At 59.1% G+C, this 18279-nt stretch carries 18 protein-coding genes; 14 read left to right on the top strand and 4 right to left on the bottom strand.

Annotated elements, in window-relative coordinates; genetic code table 11:
• The first annotated feature begins 190 nt into the window (after positions 1-190).
• Both AC1RAC_RS14485 and sfsA read left to right on the top strand, forming a co-directional pair.
• On the top strand, positions 191-1363 hold the full coding sequence (locus AC1RAC_RS14485) for a pyridoxal phosphate-dependent aminotransferase (RefSeq protein ID WP_054898029.1): 1173 nt from the start codon (positions 191-193) through the stop codon (positions 1361-1363).
• Positions 1363-2076 (top strand): DNA/RNA nuclease SfsA, encoded by a 714-nt coding sequence (sfsA, locus tag AC1RAC_RS14480; RefSeq protein ID WP_057975462.1) that lies wholly within the window; start codon positions 1363-1365, stop codon positions 2074-2076. Before AC1RAC_RS14485 ends, sfsA begins: the two co-directional genes overlap by 1 nt.
• On the opposite strand, the gene AC1RAC_RS14475 is transcribed toward sfsA, so the two are convergent.
• Complete coding sequence (locus tag AC1RAC_RS14475) at positions 2073-2390, bottom strand: Rieske (2Fe-2S) protein (RefSeq protein WP_034127019.1); 318 nt, start codon at positions 2388-2390, stop codon at positions 2073-2075. The two genes, sfsA and AC1RAC_RS14475, sit on opposite strands and share 4 nt — an antisense overlap.
• Before the next feature lie 156 nt (positions 2391-2546).
• Between AC1RAC_RS14475 and AC1RAC_RS14470 the strand changes: the two genes are divergently transcribed.
• From AC1RAC_RS14470 to AC1RAC_RS14460, 3 genes are read left to right on the top strand one after another with little or no spacing between them, the layout of a single operon-like run.
• On the top strand, positions 2547-3425 hold the full coding sequence (locus AC1RAC_RS14470) for a heme/hemin ABC transporter substrate-binding protein (RefSeq protein WP_060764111.1): 879 nt from the start codon (positions 2547-2549) through the stop codon (positions 3423-3425).
• Positions 3422-4459 carry a FecCD family ABC transporter permease gene (locus tag AC1RAC_RS14465; protein WP_057975459.1) on the top strand — a complete coding sequence of 346 codons (1038 nt, stop codon included), beginning with the start codon at positions 3422-3424 and terminating at the stop codon, positions 4457-4459. Before AC1RAC_RS14470 ends, AC1RAC_RS14465 begins: the two co-directional genes overlap by 4 nt.
• Positions 4459-5226 (top strand): heme ABC transporter ATP-binding protein, encoded by a 768-nt coding sequence (locus AC1RAC_RS14460; protein WP_492616686.1) that lies wholly within the window; start codon positions 4459-4461, stop codon positions 5224-5226. Before AC1RAC_RS14465 ends, AC1RAC_RS14460 begins: the two co-directional genes overlap by 1 nt.
• Before the next feature lie 243 nt (positions 5227-5469).
• On the opposite strand, the gene AC1RAC_RS14455 is transcribed toward AC1RAC_RS14460, so the two are convergent.
• The 3 genes from AC1RAC_RS14455 to AC1RAC_RS14445 all read right to left on the bottom strand — a co-directional run bounded on the left by AC1RAC_RS14455 (position 5470) and on the right by AC1RAC_RS14445 (position 7940).
• On the bottom strand, positions 5470-5742 hold the full coding sequence (locus tag AC1RAC_RS14455; RefSeq protein WP_003194139.1) for a TfoX/Sxy family protein: 273 nt from the start codon (positions 5740-5742) through the stop codon (positions 5470-5472).
• A gap of 204 nt (positions 5743-5946) precedes the next feature.
• On the bottom strand, positions 5947-6291 hold the full coding sequence (locus AC1RAC_RS14450; protein ID WP_089042454.1) for a pentapeptide repeat-containing protein: 345 nt from the start codon (positions 6289-6291) through the stop codon (positions 5947-5949).
• Between the two features lie 92 nt (positions 6292-6383).
• Entirely contained in the window at positions 6384-7940 is a 1557-nt protein-coding gene (locus tag AC1RAC_RS14445) for a bifunctional aminoglycoside phosphotransferase/ATP-binding protein (protein WP_492616685.1), read from the bottom strand.
• Positions 7941-8058: 118 nt separating this feature from the next.
• Between AC1RAC_RS14445 and mrcB the strand changes: the two genes are divergently transcribed.
• The 9 genes from mrcB to msrQ all read left to right on the top strand — a co-directional run bounded on the left by mrcB (position 8059) and on the right by msrQ (position 17877).
• A complete protein-coding gene (mrcB, locus tag AC1RAC_RS14440; protein WP_492616684.1) occupies positions 8059-10383 on the top strand; it encodes a penicillin-binding protein 1B in 2325 nt (774 codons plus the stop codon).
• 16 nt (positions 10384-10399) lie between these two features.
• Positions 10400-11134, top strand: a complete 735-nt coding sequence (locus tag AC1RAC_RS14435) for a tetratricopeptide repeat protein (protein ID WP_034127026.1) — start codon at positions 10400-10402, stop codon at positions 11132-11134.
• Positions 11134-11463 (top strand): YqcC family protein, encoded by a 330-nt coding sequence (locus AC1RAC_RS14430; protein ID WP_057975454.1) that lies wholly within the window; start codon positions 11134-11136, stop codon positions 11461-11463. The genes AC1RAC_RS14435 and AC1RAC_RS14430 overlap by 1 nt, the downstream gene beginning before the upstream one ends.
• Positions 11464-11895: 432 nt before the next feature.
• Positions 11896-13620, top strand: coding sequence for an acetolactate synthase 3 large subunit (locus AC1RAC_RS14425; protein ID WP_014719928.1), 1725 nt, complete (start codon positions 11896-11898; stop codon positions 13618-13620).
• A gap of 2 nt (positions 13621-13622) precedes the next feature.
• The gene (gene ilvN / locus AC1RAC_RS14420) at positions 13623-14114 is read left to right on the top strand and encodes an acetolactate synthase small subunit (RefSeq protein ID WP_003176102.1); all 492 of its coding nucleotides are present in this window, start codon (positions 13623-13625) and stop codon (positions 14112-14114) included.
• 47 nt (positions 14115-14161) lie between these two features.
• Complete coding sequence (ilvC, locus tag AC1RAC_RS14415; protein ID WP_003194132.1) at positions 14162-15178, top strand: ketol-acid reductoisomerase; 1017 nt, start codon at positions 14162-14164, stop codon at positions 15176-15178.
• A 144-nt stretch (positions 15179-15322) separates the two neighbouring features.
• Positions 15323-16180, top strand: a complete 858-nt coding sequence (pssA, locus tag AC1RAC_RS14410) for a CDP-diacylglycerol--serine O-phosphatidyltransferase (protein WP_014719927.1) — start codon at positions 15323-15325, stop codon at positions 16178-16180.
• Between the two features lie 63 nt (positions 16181-16243).
• A complete protein-coding gene (gene msrP / locus AC1RAC_RS14405; protein WP_492616683.1) occupies positions 16244-17257 on the top strand; it encodes a protein-methionine-sulfoxide reductase catalytic subunit MsrP in 1014 nt (337 codons plus the stop codon).
• Positions 17257-17877 carry a protein-methionine-sulfoxide reductase heme-binding subunit MsrQ gene (gene msrQ / locus AC1RAC_RS14400; RefSeq protein WP_034127029.1) on the top strand — a complete coding sequence of 207 codons (621 nt, stop codon included), beginning with the start codon at positions 17257-17259 and terminating at the stop codon, positions 17875-17877. Before msrP ends, msrQ begins: the two co-directional genes overlap by 1 nt.
• Positions 17878-18279 lie beyond the last annotated feature (402 nt).

The following is an 18279-nucleotide window of genomic DNA, read 5'->3' as shown; positions in this document are numbered from 1 at the left end:
GCCCAAGGCAAAGGGGTTGTAAACCGCAGCAGCCCGCCATGACTGGGTATGTATCGCCTCGAATGTTGATTTTAGCTGTTTTACGAGCGCGCGCAGGGTGCACTTGCAGCCCCAATCAGGCAATAGAGCATGTTTTACCGTGAGGGTTCGGTAGAATCCAGATTTTGTCCTCACCGTCTAAGGAAGGCTAATGGCTCAGCCCTACAGTGCGCGTAGTCGCGCCATCGAACCTTTTCATGTCATGGCGTTACTGGCGCGTGCCAATGAGCTGCAGGCAGCCGGTCACGACGTGATCCACCTGGAAATCGGCGAGCCGGACTTCACCACCGCCGAGCCGATCATACAGGCCGGCCAAGCGGCGTTGGCAAACGGTAAAACGCGCTACACCGCCGCCCGCGGCTTGCCGGAGTTGCGCGAGGCCATCAGTGGTTTCTACCAGCAACGCTACGGATTGAGCATCGACCCGCAGCGCATTCTGGTCACCCCCGGTGGCTCCGGCGCGTTATTGCTGGCCAGCAGTTTGCTGGTGGATCCGGGTAAGCATTGGCTGCTGGCGGACCCAGGCTACCCCTGCAACCGGCACTTCCTGCGCCTTGTGGAAGGCGCGGCGCAGTTGGTGCCGGTCGGCCCAGACGTACGCTACCAGTTGACCGCCGATCTGGTGGCCAGGCATTGGGACCAGGACAGTGTCGGTGCATTGGTGGCATCGCCCGCCAACCCCACCGGCACGATCCTCACCCGGGACGAGTTGGCTGGGCTGTCGGGCGCCATCAAGGCGCGCAACGGTCACCTGGTGGTCGACGAGATTTATCACGGACTCACCTACGGCACCGACGCCGCCAGCGTGCTGGAAGTCGATGATGACGCCTTTGTCCTGAATAGTTTTTCGAAGTATTTCGGCATGACCGGCTGGCGCCTCGGTTGGCTGGTGGCCCCCCCTGAAGCGGTGGGTGAGTTGGAGAAGTTGGCGCAGAACCTCTACATCAGTGCGCCAAGCATGGCCCAACATGCCGCCTTGGCTTGTTTCACCCCGCAAACCCTGGAGATTCTGGAGCAGCGCCGTGCCGAATTTGGTCGCCGCCGAGACTTCCTGCTGCCGGCTCTGCGTGAGCTGGGGTTCGGTATCGCCGTGGAGCCCGAGGGAGCCTTTTATCTGTATGCCGATATCAGCGCGTTCGGCGGCGATGCCTTCGCGTTTTGCCGTCATTTCCTCGAAACCGAGCATGTGGCCTTTACGCCCGGGTTGGATTTCGGTCGCTACCAGGCGGGGCACCATGTGCGTTTTGCCTACACGCAAAACCTCGATCGGCTGCAAGAAGCGGTGGAGCGGATTGCCCGTGGTTTGCGGAGTTGGCAAGGCTGATGCGTTTTAATCCTCCTCTTGAAGAAGGGCGGCTGATCCGCCGCTACAAGCGCTTTCTCACCGATATCGAAACCGTTACCGGCGAGTTACTCACCATTCACTGCCCTAACACCGGTTCGATGCTCAACTGCATGGTCGAAGGTGGCCAGGTCTGGTTCAGCCGTTCTACGGATCCCAAGCGCAAGCTGCCTGGCACGTGGGAAATTGCCGAAACGCCCCAGGGCCGGCTGGCGTGCGTCAACACCGCGCGTGCCAACCAGTTGGTGGAAGAAGCCTTGCTGGCCGGTGTGATCACTGAGCTCAACGGCTTTACTGCGTTGAAGCGTGAGGTGCCTTATGGCCAGGAGAAAAGCCGCATCGACTTTCGCCTGGATTACCCTCAGGGCGCTGCGTTTGTCGAGGTCAAAAGCGTCACCCTGGGCTTTGATGGCAGCTCAGTGGCGGCTTTCCCCGATGCGGTGACGCAGCGCGGTGCCAAGCACTTGCGTGAGCTGGCCCACCTGGCGCGCGACGGTATACGGGCGGTGCAGCTGTATTGCGTGAACCTGTCGGGGATCGACGCGGTGCGCCCGGCTGTGGAAATCGACGCTGGTTATGCGACCGCGCTACGTGAGGCCAAGGCCGCAGGTGTGGAGGTGCTGGCCTACGGCGTATGGGTCACGCCTCAGGAGATTTACGTCGAGCGTCGGCTGAAAGTGCTGCTGGGCGATTAGAGATCGACCCACAATCCTTGTTCGTCTTCACGGCCGGGCAGGGCAGTGAGGTGTTGGCCTGCGCAGGGCCCGGCGATGCACTCGCCGCTTTCAATCAGAAACAATGCGCCATGGGTGGCGCATTGGATCAGGCTGGCGCTGTCGTCGAGGAAGCGATCAGGTTGCCATTCCAGCGGGATACCACGATGGGGGCAGCGGTTGAGATAGAAGTACGCAATGCCGTCCCGACGCACCGCCAACAGCCTGTGGCCATCGATATCAAAACCGCGGCTGCTGTTGGGGGCGAGGTCGCCTGAGGTGCAGAGAAACTTCATTTCAATCCTTAAGTGCCTTGACGTTCAAATGCAAACAATTATCAAATGCCCGCTTCGCCCGTCAGTTGACTGGGTGCTCAATACGATGCCTGGCAGGGGTTATCTGTCACATCAATGAGTGCTTGAGTGGCCCTGCCCTAGGAAGGAAACCCTGTTATGCGCCTGAGTACCAGCGCTATTGCGCTTGTTGCCTCACTGCTGGTCAACCCTGGGGCGCACGCCTCTGAACTGCCGCAACGCTGGGTGAGTGCCGGTGGGGCGCTGTCGGAGTGGGTGACGGCCCTGGGCGGTGAATCGAAGTTGGTGGGAGTGGATACCACCAGTCAGCATCCCGCCTCGCTCAAGGCCTTGCCGAGCATTGGTTACCAGCGGCAGTTGTCGGCCGAAGGCATTCTCAGCCTGCGTCCGCAAATCCTTGTGGGCACGGAGGAAATGGGGCCTCCGCCGGTGCTGGCGCAGATTCGCAGTGCCGGGGTGCAGGTGGATATGTTCTCGGCCCAGCCGGATTTGCCCACGCTCAAAGGCAACCTTGCACACCTGGGGAAACTACTCGGCAGTGAGGACCAGGCTAATGCCTTGTTTGCCGTGTATGAGCAGGCGCTGGCACAGCAAAAAAATTGGGTGGCCAAGGCCCAGGCCACACAAAAAGCTCCAGGCGTGCTGTTGCTGCTCGGCCATGCCGGTGGCAAGCCGCTGATCGCGGGCAAGGACACCGCCGCTGATTGGATGTTGCAGCAGGCTGGGGGGCGTAATCTCGCCACGCATGTGGGATACAAGCCGTTTTCCGTCGAATCGCTGGCAGGGTTGAGCCCTGAGGTGCTGGTATTTGCTGATCGCGCCCTGACCGGTGACGCGGCGCGCGCAGCCTTGTTCAAAGAAAACCCGATCCTTGCCTCTACGCCGGCAGCCAAGAGTGGCCGCGTGTTTGAGTTGGATCCGACCTTGCTGGTAGGCGGCCTTGGGCCCCGATTGCCGCAAAGCCTGGAGAAACTGTCTGCCGGTTTTTATCCGTCCCAGCCTAAGCCTGCTCCATGACCACTCTGGTTAAGCCAAAAACGCTGTTTATCGGGCTATCGCTGCTGTGTGTATTGGCGATCTGGCTCTCATTGGCACTGGGGCCGGTCAGCCTGCCGTTAGTGGACACCCTCAGGGCTGCGTTAAGGCTGATGGGCGTACCGATTGAGGCCCAGGGGTTGGAGCAGGCCGAGTTGATCCTGGGGCAGATTCGCCTGCCGCGGACCCTGTTGGGGCTGGCGGTCGGCGGTGTGCTGGCGTTGTCGGGCGTGGCGATGCAGGGGTTGTTCCGCAACCCGCTGGCCGACCCTGGCTTGGTCGGCGTGTCCAGCGGGGCGGCGCTGGGAGCGGCGGTGGCGATTGTCGGTGGCTCGCTCTTTGGCGGGCTGCCGGATGCTTTCGGGCCGTATCTGTTGTCGCTGTGCGCATTTCTCGGTGGCCTGGGCGTCACGGCATTGGTCTATCGCCTGGGGCGTCGCAATGGCCAGACCAATGTCGCGACGATGTTGCTTGCCGGTATCGCGCTGACGGCCCTGGCCAGTTCCACCGTAGGCCTGTTTACCTATCTGGCGGACGATGCCACCTTGCGCACCCTCACGTTCTGGAACCTGGGCAGCCTCAATGGCGCAAGTTATTCAAGGTTGTGGCCCTTGCTGCTGGTGAGTGCAGGGGTGGCGCTGTGGTTACCGCGCCGGGCCAAGGCGCTGAACGCGTTGTTGCTGGGTGAGTCCGAGGCCAACCATCTCGGTATTGATGTCGAGGGGCTCAAGCGCGAGTTGGTGTTCTGCACGGCCCTGGGCGTTGGCGCCGCAGTAGCAGCGGCGGGCATGATTGGTTTTGTCGGGTTGGTGGTGCCACATCTGGTGCGGCTGCTGGCGGGCCCGGACCATCGGGTATTGTTGCCGGCTTCAGTGCTGGCGGGTGCGAGCCTGCTGTTGTTTGCTGATTTGGTGGCGCGCCTGGCGTTGGCGCCGGCGGAACTGCCGATCGGTATTGTCACTGCGTTTATCGGTGCGCCGTTTTTCCTCTATTTATTGTTACGAGGGCGCGCCTGATGTTGCGGGTAGAAGCATTGCAGATCCGGCGCGGTGGTAAGACTGTGCTGGCCGATGTCACCTTGGACCTATTGCCGGGCGAAGTGCTGGGCGTGCTGGGCCCCAATGGCGCCGGCAAAAGTACCTTGCTTGGGGCGCTGTGCGGGGAGTTGCAGCCGGATCAGGGCAAGGTCTGGCTGGATCAGCAGGCGCTCAAGCACATGACCGGTGTGCAGCGTGCCCAGCGCCTGGCGGTGCTGCCACAATCCTCCACCCTGGACTTTGCCTTTCGTGTCGAAGAGGTGGTGGGCATGGGCCGCTTGCCTCATCAGACCGGGCGATTGCGCGACGACGAAATCATCAACGCCGCGCTGCAGGCTGCTGATGTAGGCCACCTGAGTGGCCGCAGTTACCTGGCCTTGTCGGGTGGCGAGCGGCAGCGTGTGCACCTGGCACGGGTATTGGCGCAGTTATGGCCGGGTGAGGCAGGGCAGACGTTGCTGCTGGATGAGCCCACATCAATGCTCGACCCTCTGCACCAACACACCACCTTGCAAACTATCCGACATTTTGCCGACAGAGGCGCTGCGGTGCTGGTCATCCTGCATGATTTGAACCTGGCGGCGCGCTACTGCGACCGGATCCTGTTGCTGGAAAACGGCCGCCCCCACGCGTTGGATACGCCCTCTAAAGTCCTGCAACCAGAGCCACTGAAGGCTGTATTCGGTCTGGATGTATTGGTACAGCCGCATCCGGAGCGTGGGCATCCGTTGATCATTGCGCGTTAAGGCCGGTTAATTCGCGGGCAAAAAAAGACCCGGCAAGAGCCGGGTCAAATAACCGTGATTAGCCTGATGAGGAGATAATCTGAGAGTCCGAACCAATGGTCTTTCAGTTATCGGCTGATCTCGCGACCAGTTGTGATAATCATAACGATTCTCATTTGAGAGTCAACATTTGTTTTCCTGCTTCATCCAGTTTTCTCAAACGCTCGTTTGCAATGCCCATCAACACTGGGTTTGAGTGCCGCTCTAGTTCTTCTGATGTACTGAGATCGCTTCCAACTGACGGTTCAAGGCCTCCTTGCGCTCCGTGGGTATGTCGTTCCAGTGCACATCCATCAATGCCCCTTCAATGGCATACAGCAGAACCTTCGAAGCTCGAAACCCGCGCGTGCGCACGGCTCGGTAGGCATCGACCGCCCCTAGCCGACGCAAGTCGGACGCGCTGTGGATGCCCACCGCATGCAGCCACTGCGCTGACGTCTTGCCAAGGTTTTTCAGGTGTTGCAGCTCATCGTTCATCAAGCCTCCTTGCGTTGGCCGAATGGTGCGGTGGGTGTCGTGACCAGGCAGCCTAAAAATGAGTGTAGCGCTCAGTAGGAAAAGCGTGGTTCTTTGGTCAGAAAGGGCTGAAAAGCTTATAAGGATGGCGCGACGGCGCTTGCTCGCAGGCAGGCGCAAAGTGCCCGGCAGGCAGGGGGGCTGGCCGGAACTCGGTGTGTGGGGTTACTTGGTGCGGTAGCGCAGGCGAGTGCCGAAATTGACCGACATGAGTATTTCGTCAGCCGTGAGTTCGGGCGGGAAATAAACCCCCGAAATCTGCGCATGGGCCAGGCTGGCGCCTTCCAGTGAGCAGCCACGCAAGTCCAGGCCGCGCAGGTCGGCAGAGCGAAAATAGGCGTCGGTGAAGTCAATACCGGTGGCGTTCAGGTCGCGCAGGTCCAGCCCTCGAAAGTCGCCACCGCGCATGTCGATGGGGCCATTTTCAGGGCGCTCCTGGTTGAAGCCGCGGATGTCGTCCTTGTGCAGGAAGGCGTAGAGCGGGGTATCAAGAAGCTTTGGCTGACTCATGATCGCGACTCTGGTTGGCGTTATAGAGCCATTATAGTGCCACTATCGCTGGGTCGCGCGCCGAAGACGACGACGCGACCAAGAAATATTTCTTACAGGCCCGGCAGGTGTTGACGGATATGCCCGACCAACGCGTCGAGCGTCCCGCTTTCATTGGTCTCCACACGCTTGCTGAGCAGCATCTCCTCGGCCGTCAGCGGGTCACGACTGGCTTGTTGTTCTTCGATAACGGCCAGTGTGGCGTCAGACGGATCGTTTTTATCCGCCTGGCGTTGTGCCAGCCAACTGGTGATAACGGCTTGCGGGGCGTTGCAGTCGAGGATCAGGAACGGCGCCCCAGTGGCTTCGGCAACCTGAGCGGCGGCCTCACGCTGTGCGCGTTTCAGGAAAGTGGCATCCAGCACCACCGGGTAGCCGGCGCGCAGCACGGTGTCGGCAATCTCGTTCAGGCGTGCGTAGGTGGCAGCGCTGGCGTCCTGATTGTAGATACCGGCCTGCAGGGTGTTCTCTACCTGTTGTTCGCCAAACAGGCGCTTGCGCTCTACATCCGAACGCAGGCGTACCGCGCCCAGGGCTTCGACCAGGCGCATGGCCACGTGGCTCTTGCCCACGGCTGAAACGCCATGGGTGATTGCCAGGAAGCGCGAAGGGATAGTGCTGTAGTTTTCCGCCAGGTTGGCGTAGTTGCGGTACTGGCGCAGGGTGGTAGCGCGTTGCACCGGGTTGGCTTCGCTCGGCATGCTGAACAGCGCGACCTTGGCGCGCACCAATGCACGGTAGGCTTTATAGAAGTTCAGGAGCTCCAGGCCCTGGTAGTCGCCGGTCAATTCCAGATACTGACTTATGAAGCGCCGTGCCAGGCATTTCAGGCCACGATCTTCCAGGTCCATCGCCAAAAAAGCGGTGTCGGCGTACACGTCGGTAAAGCGGAAAGGCTCGTTGAACTCGATGCAGTCGAAGATCACCACGCGGCCATCGATCAGCGTGGCGTTGCCCAGGTGAATGTCGCCGTGGCATTCGCGGGTATAGCCATCGAGCTTGCGTTGCGCAAGCAAAGGCTTGAGGCGTTCGAAGCTGCTTTCAGCCCAGGCTTGCAGAGCCTCCAGCTGAGTCAGGTCGGCCTTGTCGCTAAGGAACGGGCGGATCTGGTCAAAGTTCTGGCGTACCGGAGCCATCACCTCTTCCGGCGTGCCGGCGGGGTGATCTTGCGGGACTTTGGGGGCGTTGAGGTGGAACTGGGCGATCTGCTTGGCCATCTCATCGATGTGCGCGCTGGTCAGTTCGCCGTTGGCTTGCAGGGTGCTGAGCATCTGGCTTTGCGGGAACTGGCGCATTTTCAGCGCGTACTCGATGGCCGGGCCGTCGCCACGCAGTTGCGGCGCCTCGGCAGTGCCGGTAATCGGCAACACTTCAAGATACAAATCTTCGGTCAGGCGCTGGTTGAGGCGCAGTTCTTCGCGGCAGAAATGTCCACGATCATCCAGGTGGGTGAAGTCCAGGAAGCCGAAGTTCATCGGTTTCTTCAGCTTATAAGCGTAGGGCCCCGTCAGTATCACCCAGGAAATATGGGTCTCGATGACTTGAAACGCTTCAACCGGATGAGGGTACAAGGCCGGGTTTTGCAGGGCAGCGATCAGGGTCTGGCTCACGGGCGATCCTTCAAAGTCTGGGGAAAATCATGGGGGGCATTATGGCTGCTGATGCCAGTCGTGCAAACCGCTGTCCGGCTCATGTTGATCATCAATAAAGTGCGTATAATCCGCCGCCATGACTCGAACCCGATCTCCCCGTTCCCGTAAAAAACCTCCTTCCCGCGGCCCGCGCCCTTGGCTGGGCTGGGTGATCAAGCTTGGCCTGGTGGGCCTTGTGGCGGTCGCCGGCCTTGCGGTGTACCTCGATGCCGTGGTGCAGGAAAAATTCTCCGGCAAGCGCTGGACGATTCCGGCCAAGGTGTATGCACGCCCGCTGGAGCTGTTCTCCGGCCAGAAGCTGAGCAAGGATGACTTCCTTACCGAGCTCGATGCGCTGGGCTACCGCCGCGAACCCGTGAGCAATGGCCCTGGCGCTGCGGCGGTCAGCGGTAATACCGTCGACCTGAACACCCGTGGCTTCCAGTTCTACGAAGGCCTGGAAAAAGCCCAGCCGGTGCGCGTGCGTTTCTCTGGCGACTATGTGGCTGAGCTGTCGTCGCTCAATGGCTCCAAGCTGCCGGTGGTGCGTCTTGAACCGTTGCTGATCGGCGGTATTTACCCGAAAAATCTTGAAGATCGCATCCTGATCAAGCTCGATCAGGTACCGCCGTATCTGCTCGAAACCCTGGTCGCTGTCGAAGACCGCGATTTCTATAGCCACTGGGGTGTGTCGCCGAAGTCGATCGCCCGTGCTATCTGGGTCAACACGTCCGGCGGCAAGATGACCCAGGGCGGCAGTACGCTGACCCAGCAACTGGTCAAGAACTTCTACCTGACCAACGAACGCAGCCTGACCCGTAAACTCACCGAAGCCTTGATGGCGATGTTGCTGGAGCTGCATTACAGCAAGCAGGAAATCCTCGAGGCTTACCTCAACGAGGTATTCGTCGGTCAGGATGGCCAGCGCGCCGTGCACGGTTTTGGCCTGGCCAGCCAGTTCTTCTTCGGGCAGCCGTTGTCCGAATTGAAATTGCATCAGGTTGCGTTGCTGGTGGGGATGGTCAAGGGGCCGTCCTATTACAACCCGCGCCGCAACCCGGAGCGTGCGCTTGAACGTCGCAACCTGGTGCTCGATGTACTGGAGCAGCAGGGTGTGGCCACCGCTGAACAAGTGGCCGCTGCGAAAAAAATGCCACTGGGTGTGACAACCCGCGGCAAGCTGGCGGATAGCTCGTTCCCGGGCTTTATCGACCTGGTCAAGCGCCAACTGCGCGAAGACTACCGCGACGAAGACTTGACCGAAGAGGGGCTGCGGATCTTCACCAGCTTCGACCCCATCCTGCAGATGAAGGCCGAAGCGTCGGTCAACGACACCTTCAAGCGCCTGACTGGCCGTAAGGGCTCGGATGAAGTCGAGGCCGCCATGGTCGTGACCAATCCGGAAACCGGGGAGGTCCAGGCCATGATCGGCAGCCGCCAGGCCAGTTTCGCCGGTTTCAACCGCGCACTGGATGCCGTGCGGCCGATTGGCTCGCTGGTCAAGCCTGCGGTTTATCTCACTGCACTGGAAAAACCCAGCAAGTACACGCTGACCAGTTGGCTGTCCGATGACCCGCTGTCGATCAAAGGCGCGGATGGCCAGGTATGGACGCCCAAGAACTTCGACCGCCGTTCCCATGGCACGGTGTTCCTGTATCAAGGATTGGCGCATTCCTACAACATCTCGACCTCGCGTCTGGGGCTTGAAGTGGGTGTGCCGAACGTGCTGAAGACTCTGGCGCGACTGGGAGTCGAACGTGAATTCCCGGCGTTCCCGTCCATGCTCCTGGGCGCTGCGGCCATGACGCCGATGGAAGTGACCACCATGTACCAGACCCTGGCCAATGGTGGCTTCAATACGCCGATGCGCGGTATTCGCAGTGTGCTGACCGCCGATGGCGAACCGCTCAAGCGTTACCCGTTCCAGATTCAGCAGCGCTTCGACGCGGGCTCCATCTACCTGATCCAGAACGCTATGCAGCGCGTGATGCGCGAGGGTACCGGGCGTTCGGTCTACAGCGTGCTGCCGTCGAACCTGACCCTGGCGGGCAAGACCGGTACCAGCAACGACTCCCGCGACAGCTGGTTCGCAGGGTTCGGCCAGGATGTACTGGCCGTGGTATGGCTGGGGCGCGACGACAATGGCAAGACGCCGTTCACCGGTGCCACCGGTGCGCTGCAGGTATGGACCAGTTTCATGCGCAAGGCTGACCCGTTGCCGCTCAACATGCCGCAGCCGGACAATATTGTGCAGGCCTGGATTGATCCGCACACCGGCCAAGGCTCCGATGCCAACTGTCCGGGCGCGGTGCAGATGCCGTATATTCGCGGCAGCGAACCACCACCCGGTGCCGCGTGCGGTGGCAGTACACCTGCTGACGCGGAATCGGTGATGGATTGGGTCAAGGGCTGGATGAATTAAGCAAAGAGGGTTTCAAGTGAACAAGTTGTGGATTCCAGCAATTACGGCTCTGGTTTTGCTCGGCGGTTGCTCCAGCGTGCAGCGCGGCTCTATCCCTGTGGTGGACTCAAGCACGTCCGTTTCCAATAACGACCGCATTTCGGCCAATGGCGGCTTCCGTCAGACCGTGGTCAAACGGCCTGCCCAAGCTGCAACCCAGGCAATTCCCCAGGATTCCGGCGTCGTAGTGATGGTGCCCGGCAGTGGGGCTGCAACCTCGGCGCCTATCAGTGCCGAGCCATGGACCCCAGGCCCAAGCACTTCCGGGCCGGTGAACTCCACGCCGATTCAAACCGCGCCGGTCAATCAGGGCACCTACAACATGCCTTCGACGCCGAGCGGTATTCCGTCATCGTCCAGTGCGGGCGGGTTATCGGCGGACGAACAACTCGATGGTCCGGTGCTGGCGTTGCTCACCACCGCTCAGCAGCAGCAGGCGGGTGGCGATTTGAATGGCGCCTCGTCGAGCCTTGAACGTGCCCAGCGCGTGGCGCCGCGTGAGCCACAAGTGCTCTATCGCCTGGCCCAGGTGCGCATGGCTCAGGGCGATGCGCCCCAGGCGGAGCAATTCGCTCGCCGTGGCCTGAGCCTGGCCAATGGGCGCCCAGACCTGCAAGCCAGCCTGTGGGCCTTGATCGGGGATGCGCGTGCCGCCCAGGGCGATGCAGCGGGTGCCGCCCAGGCGCGGCAAAAAGCCAAGGTCAGCCTCTGATGGATGCGCGTTTTCCCGCGATTGCCGAGCAGTTATTGTTGATCGAGCGCGAACTGCGCGTTCAGGGCTGGTGGGATGAAGTATCCCCCAGTGTTGAAGCCCTCAGCAGTGTCGAACCTTTTTCTGTCGATACTCTGGACTTCCACCAGTGGCTGCAGTGGATCTTCCTCGCGCGTATGAAGCAGATCCTGGAACAGGACCTGCCCTTGCCGAATGCGTCGGGGATCCTGGAAATGGCCGAGATGGTCTACGCCGACCGGCCGCGGGAGAGCCTCGGCTTGCGTAACGCGCTGAAAAAGTTCGATCAATTGATCGCCGACGCTCGTTAATTGCCTGACTGCCGGTTTTTCCGGCAGTCTTGCGCACATTTCTACCGCTTGACGACATTCAGGCGAGTTTTATCCCTCCTCAAAGCCCTTTCTTCTGCGTTCTCATGCGCTTAGTTGGAAAAAAGCGCAATTATTGCTTGACTTGAAGGGCGTGAAACAGAAGAATCCAAAGTCCGCTGTATCGGGACTGCCAGAAGCAGGCCCGCTCAGCAGATCATGAGGCGCACATCCGCGCCGACCTGTAACACCCGCAACGCGTTACCTCGCGCTGGGTGGGAAAAGCCCGCAACACTTGGGACGATCCCAATACTTGCTCAGTCAGTGCTGACGTAGTCGGCGACCACCGTCGCTCATGCTCTGTTGAGAAGTAAACCTATTAAGACCCGTCGGTTTTTTAACGGACGGTATTCTGGCGTTTTAGAGGTGAACAACGTGGAGCTTTTATCTGGCGGTGAGATGCTCGTCCGCTTTTTGCGTGACGAAGGCGTCGACTATATCTACGGGTACCCAGGTGGTGCTCTGCTGCATGTCTACGACGCACTGTTCAAGGAACCGGCTGTTACCCACATCCTGGTTCGCCACGAACAGGCCGCGACCCATATGGCTGACGGTTACGCCCGTGCCACCGGTAAAGCCGGCGTGGTACTGGTAACCTCCGGCCCAGGCGCAACCAATGCCATCACCGGCATCGCGACTGCGTATATGGACTCCATCCCGATGGTGATCATCTCTGGCCAGGTGCCTAGCACCATGGTCGGCACCGACGCTTTCCAGGAAACCGACATGATCGGTATTTCCCGCCCGATCGTGAAACACAGCTTCATGATCAAGCACGCGTCGGAAATCCCGGAAGTCATGAAAAAGGCGTTCTACCTCGCACAGTCCGGTCGCCCGGGCCCTGTGGTGGTCGATATCCCGAAAGACATGACCAACCCGGCCGAAAAATTCGAATACGTTTTTCCCAAGAAAGCCAAGCTGCGTTCCTACAGTCCGGCCGTCCGTGGGCACTCGGGGCAGATCCGCAAGGCGGCAGAAATGCTCCTGGCGGCCAAGCGCCCCGTGTTGTACTCCGGCGGTGGCGTGATTCTGGGCGGCGGTTCCGCGCCACTCACCGAACTGGCCAAGCTGCTCAACCTGCCGGTGACCAACACCCTGATGGGCCTCGGCGCATTCCCGGGTTCGGACCGTCAGTTTGTCGGCATGCTCGGCATGCACGGCAGCTACACCGCCAACCTCACCATGCACCACGCCGATGTGATCCTCGCCGTGGGCGCGCGGTTCGATGACCGAGTGATCAACGGCGCGAGCAAATTCTGCCCGAATGCCAAGATCATCCACATCGACATCGACCCGGCGTCCATCTCCAAGACCATCAAGGCCGATGTGCCAATCGTGGGGCCTGTAGAAAGTGTACTGACCGAAATGGTCGCTGCACTCAAGGACATCGGCGAAACGCCGAACAAGGAGTCCGTTGCCAGTTGGTGGAAGCAGATCGACGAATGGCGCGGTGATCGCGGCCTGTTCCCTTATGACAAGGGCGACGGCAGCATCATCAAGCCACAAACCGTGATCGAAACCCTGTGCGAAGTGACCAAGGGCGACGCCTTTGTGACCTCCGACGTTGGCCAGCACCAGATGTTCGCGGCGCAGTACTACAAGTTCGACAAGCCTAACCGCTGGATCAACTCCGGTGGCCTCGGCACGATGGGCTTTGGTTTCCCTGCGGCCATGGGGGTGAAACTGAGCTTCCCGGATGCCGACGTTGCCTGCGTCACCGGCGAAGGCAGCATCCAGATGAACATCCAAGAACTGTCGACGTGCCTGCAATACGGTCTTCCCGTGAAGATCGTCTGCTTGAACAACGGCGTGCTCGGCATGGTTCGTCAATGGCAGGACATGAGCTACGGTAGCCGTCACTCCCATTCCTACATGGAATCGTTGCCGGATTTCATCAAGTTGGTTGAAGCCTATGGCCACGTCGGCATTCGCATCACTGATTTGAAAGATCTGAAGCCGAAGATGGAAGAAGCGTTCGCCATGAAGGACCGCCTGGTGTTCATCGATATTCAGGTGGATACCAGCGAGCACGTCTACCCGATGCAGATCAAAGACGGCTCTATGCGCGACATGTGGCTGAACAAGACGGAGCGTACTTAATCATGCGGCATATTATCTCCCTGCTTCTGGAGAACGAACCCGGCGCCTTGTCCCGTGTTGTCGGCCTGTTTTCGCAACGCAACTACAACATTGAAAGCCTGACCGTGGCCCCGACCGAAGACCCGACCCTGTCGCGCCTGACGTTGACCACCGTAGGCCACGATGAGGTGATCGAGCAGATCACCAAGAACCTCAACAAGCTGATCGAAGTGGTCAAGCTGGTCGACCTGTCGGAAAGCGCCCACATCGAGCGCGAACTGATGCTGGTCAAGGTCAAGGCCACGGGTGCCCAACGCGCCGAGATCAAACGCACTACCGATATTTATCGCGGGCAGATCGTCGATGTGAGCGCCAGCGTTTATACCGTTCAACTGACCGGTACCAGCGACAAACTGGACAGCTTCATCCAGTCGATCGGGACGGCCTCGATTCTGGAAACCGTACGCAGTGGTGTCACCGGGATTGCCCGTGGCGACAAAGTACTCAGCATCTAACCCAAATTAGCGAATGGCCTTACGGCCTGGATATATAGAGGAACCTCATGAAAGTTTATTACGATAAAGATTGTGACCTGTCGATCATCCAGGGCAAGAAAGTCGCCATCATCGGCTACGGTTCCCAGGGTCACGCTCAAGCGTGCAACCTGAAAGATTCCGGCGTTGACGTGACCGTTGGCCTGCGTAAAGGCTCGGCCACTGTCGCCAAGGCTGAAGCCCATGGCCTGAAAGTGACCGACGTTGCTTCTGCTGTTGCGGCTGCCGACCTGGTCATGATCCTGACCCCGGACGAGTTCCAGTCCTCGCTGTACAAGAACGAAATCGAGCCGAACATCAAGAAGGGCGCTACCCTGGCCTTCTCCCACGGTTTCGCGATTCACTACAACCAGGTCGTGCCGCGCGCTGACCTCGACGTGATCATGATCGCGCCGAAAGCACCGGGCCACACCGTGCGTTCCGAGTTCGTCAAAGGCGGCGGTATCCCTGACCTGATCGCGATCTACCAGGATGCGTCGGGCAACGCCAAGAACGTTGCACTGTCCTACGCTGCTGGCGTGGGTGGCGGTCGTACCGGCATCATCGAAACTACCTTCAAGGACGAGACCGAAACTGACCTGTTCGGTGAGCAAGCCGTTCTGTGCGGCGGTACCGTTGAGCTGGTAAAAGCTGGTTTCGAAACCCTGGTTGAAGCTGGCTACGCGCCGGAAATGGCCTACTTCGAATGCCTGCACGAACTCAAGCTGATCGTTGACCTCATGTACGAAGGCGGTATCGCCAACATGAACTACTCGATCTCCAACAACGCCGAGTACGGCGAGTACGTGACCGGTCCGGAAGTGATCAACGCCGAGTCCCGTCAGGCCATGCGCAACGCCCTGAAACGTATTCAGGACGGCGAATACGCCAAAATGTTCATCAGCGAAGGCGCTACCGGCTACCCTTCGATGACCGCCAAGCGTCGTAACAACGCCGCTCACGGTATCGAAGTCATCGGCGAGCAACTGCGCTCCATGATGCCGTGGATCGGTGCCAACAAGATCGTCGACAAAGCCAAAAACTAAGTCGTACGCATCAAGGGAAAACGCGGCTTAGGCCGCGTTTTTTCGTTTGAGGGGTTGGTTCTGGTATAAAGCTGCATCGTTTGCAGGCGAACACTCGCTGCAAGTATCTGTCGAATTTTTTCACACCGTTGCAAGGTAAAGTCCATGAGCGAACGTCCCGAAGAGCCAAACCAGGCTTCCGACGCCGAAAGCATGCTGCCGATCGATGAACATGTCGAAGAAGGGCATGACGCCGAAGGCCGCAAAGTCCGGCATCGTGGCATCTATCTGCTGCCCAATCTGTTCACCACGGCGAACCTGTTTGCCGGTTTCTATTCCATCATCAACTCCATGAGTGCCCAGAGTGCGCTGGCGGCCGGTGATGCGGCGAGTGCCAGCAAATACTTTGGCTTTGCTGCTATCGCAATTTTCGTGGCCATGGTGCTCGACGGCCTGGACGGGCGCGTGGCGCGCATGACCAATACCCAAAGCGCTTTCGGCGCCGAGTACGACTCGCTGTCGGACATGGTCGCCTTCGGTGTTGCCCCCGCATTGCTGGCATTTGCCTGGGCATTGGGTGACATGGGCAAGGTTGGCTGGATGGTTGCCTTCATCTATGTCGCGGGTGCCGCCTTGCGCCTGGCGCGCTTCAATACCCAGGTGGGGACTGCCGACAAGCGCTACTTCATCGGCCTTGCCAGCCCGGCAGCGGCGGGTGTTGTTGCGGGTATTGTCTGGGCGTTCAGTGACTACGGGATTCAGGGGTCGAAGATGTCGTTCCTGGTTGCCCTGATGGTGGCAGCGGCCGGCATGCTGATGGTCAGCAACATCAAGTACAACAGCTTCAAGGAATTTGATCTCAAGGGCCGCGTGCCTTTCGTGGCCATCCTTGTGGTGGTGCTGGTGTTCGCGGTCGTGTTCAGTGATCCACCGCGTATCCTGCTGCTGGCGTTCCTGGCCTATGCGGCTTCTGGCCCGATTCAGTACTTGTTGCGTCTGCGTCGGGACAAAACATTGTCTTAATGTAATTTCCCCCATACTCCGCAGTCTATTGGTGCATCAGTTCTCCAACGCTGCGGAGTTACCATGTTAATCAAATTGCCCAAAGCGTCCGATTGTCACGAATCGGATGTCACGCCTGAATCCTTCTATCTCTCTCGCCGCAGCCTGCTCGGTGGTGCGCTTTCCGGTATTGCCGCCAGCAGCTTGCCGCGTTGGGCCAGTGCCGGCGATGCTTCGCGGTATGCCGACGTCGAGCCGGGCAGTGCGCCCAACTGGTTTACGGAAAAACTTCCGAATGCGAAGTGGCAGTCGGTGACGGTCAAAGATGAGGCAATCACGCCATTCAAGGATGCAACTCACTACAACAACTTCTATGAGTTCGGGACAGGCAAGGGCGACCCGGCAACGAATGCGGGCTCGCTCAAGACGCAGCCCTGGAGTGTGGTGATTGATGGTGAAGTCGCAAAACCTGGGCGCTATGCCCTGGAAGACTTCATGAAACCCTATGCGCTGGAAGAGCGCATCTACCGCCTGCGTTGCGTCGAGGCATGGTCCATGGTGATTCCGTGGATAGGCTTTCCCATCTCGGCGTTGCTCAAGCAGGTCGAGCCAACCTCCAAAGCCAAGTACATCCGTTTTGAAACCCTTCAGGATCCCAAGAGCATGCCTGGGCAACGCTCAAGTTTCGGCTTGATCGATTGGCCTTATGTGGAAGGGCTGCGCCTGGATGAGGCGATGAATCCGTTGGCGATCCTCGCTGTGGGCATGTACGGGCGGGAGTTGCCTAACCAGAACGGTGCACCGTTGCGCTTGGTGGTGCCGTGGAAGTATGGCTTCAAGAGTGTGAAGTCCATCGTGCGTATCAGTCTGGTCAGTGAGCAGCCGAAAACGACCTGGCAGAGTATTGCATCTGATGAGTATGGGTTTTATGCGAATGTGAATCCTACGGTCGATCACCCGCGCTGGACCCAGGCGCGGGAGCGCCGTCTGCCGAGCGGCCTGTTTAGTCCGAATGTGCGCGAGACGCAGATGTTCAATGGCTATTCGGATGAGGTCGCTTCTTTATATACAGGCCTCGATCTGCGGAAGAACTACTGATGCGCTATCCCATCTGGCGCATCGGCGTGTTTGTAGCCGCAGCAGTGTGGCCATTGCTCTGGTTGTATGAAGCGTGGAGTTCTGCGCTGGGGCCTGATCCAGGCAAGGTGCTCGTTGATCGCCTGGGTTTGGGGACGCTCATTTTATTGCTGATCACGCTTGCTATGACGCCGCTGCAGAAGTTGAGCGGTTGGGCGGGGTGGATAGCAGTGCGACGACAGTTGGGGCTGTGGTGCTTTGCTTATGTTGTGCTGCACCTGGCGGCCTATTGTGTGTTTGTCCTGGGGCTGGATTGGTCGCAGCTCGGCGTAGAGTTGAGCAAGCGGCCCTACATCATTGTGGGGGCGCTGGGGTTTGTTGCTCTCCTTATGTTGGCCGTTACGTCGAACCGCTATAGCCAGCGTCGGTTGGGGAGTCGATGGAAGAAGCTGCATCGTCTGGTCTATGTGATTCTTGGGCTCGGTTTGCTGCACATGCTATGGATAGTGCGGGCGGATCTGAAGGAGTGGGCTATCTACGCTTCTATAGGTGCGCTACTTCTGTTGATGCGGGTGCCGCCGGTAATGCGTCGAATCCCTCGCCTTATTGCTAAAAAAGCGCCTTCTGCCACAAAAGCGTAATTAAGCCTTGACGCCAGATTCTGGAAGCCTATAATTCGCCCCACTTCCGGCGCAGTCGAAACGGAAAACTCCTTGGTAAACAATGAGTTACGCAGTTTTCGGCAGCAAGTTGCTTCAGTTCATCGAAGCCAAAAGGAAGTTGAAAAAGAGGTGTTGACAGCAGTGTGTAACGCTGTAGAATTCGCCTCCCGCTTACGAGAGATCGCAAGCGCAAGTGGTTGAAGTTGTTGAAGAAAACTTCGAAAACTTCTGAAAATAACCACTTGACAGCAAATGAGGCTGCTGTAGAATGCGCGCCTCGGTTGAGATGAAAGATCTTAACCAGCCGCTCTTTAACAACTGAATCAAGCAATTCGTGTGGGTGCTTGTGGAGTCAGACTGATAGTCAACAAGATTATCAGC

The sequence above is a fragment of the Pseudomonas sp. GW823-FHT02F05 genome (assembly GCF_058797315.1).
The sequence above is the reverse complement of the archived record's forward strand: the minus strand, read 5'-3'. Positions and strand labels throughout refer to the sequence as shown.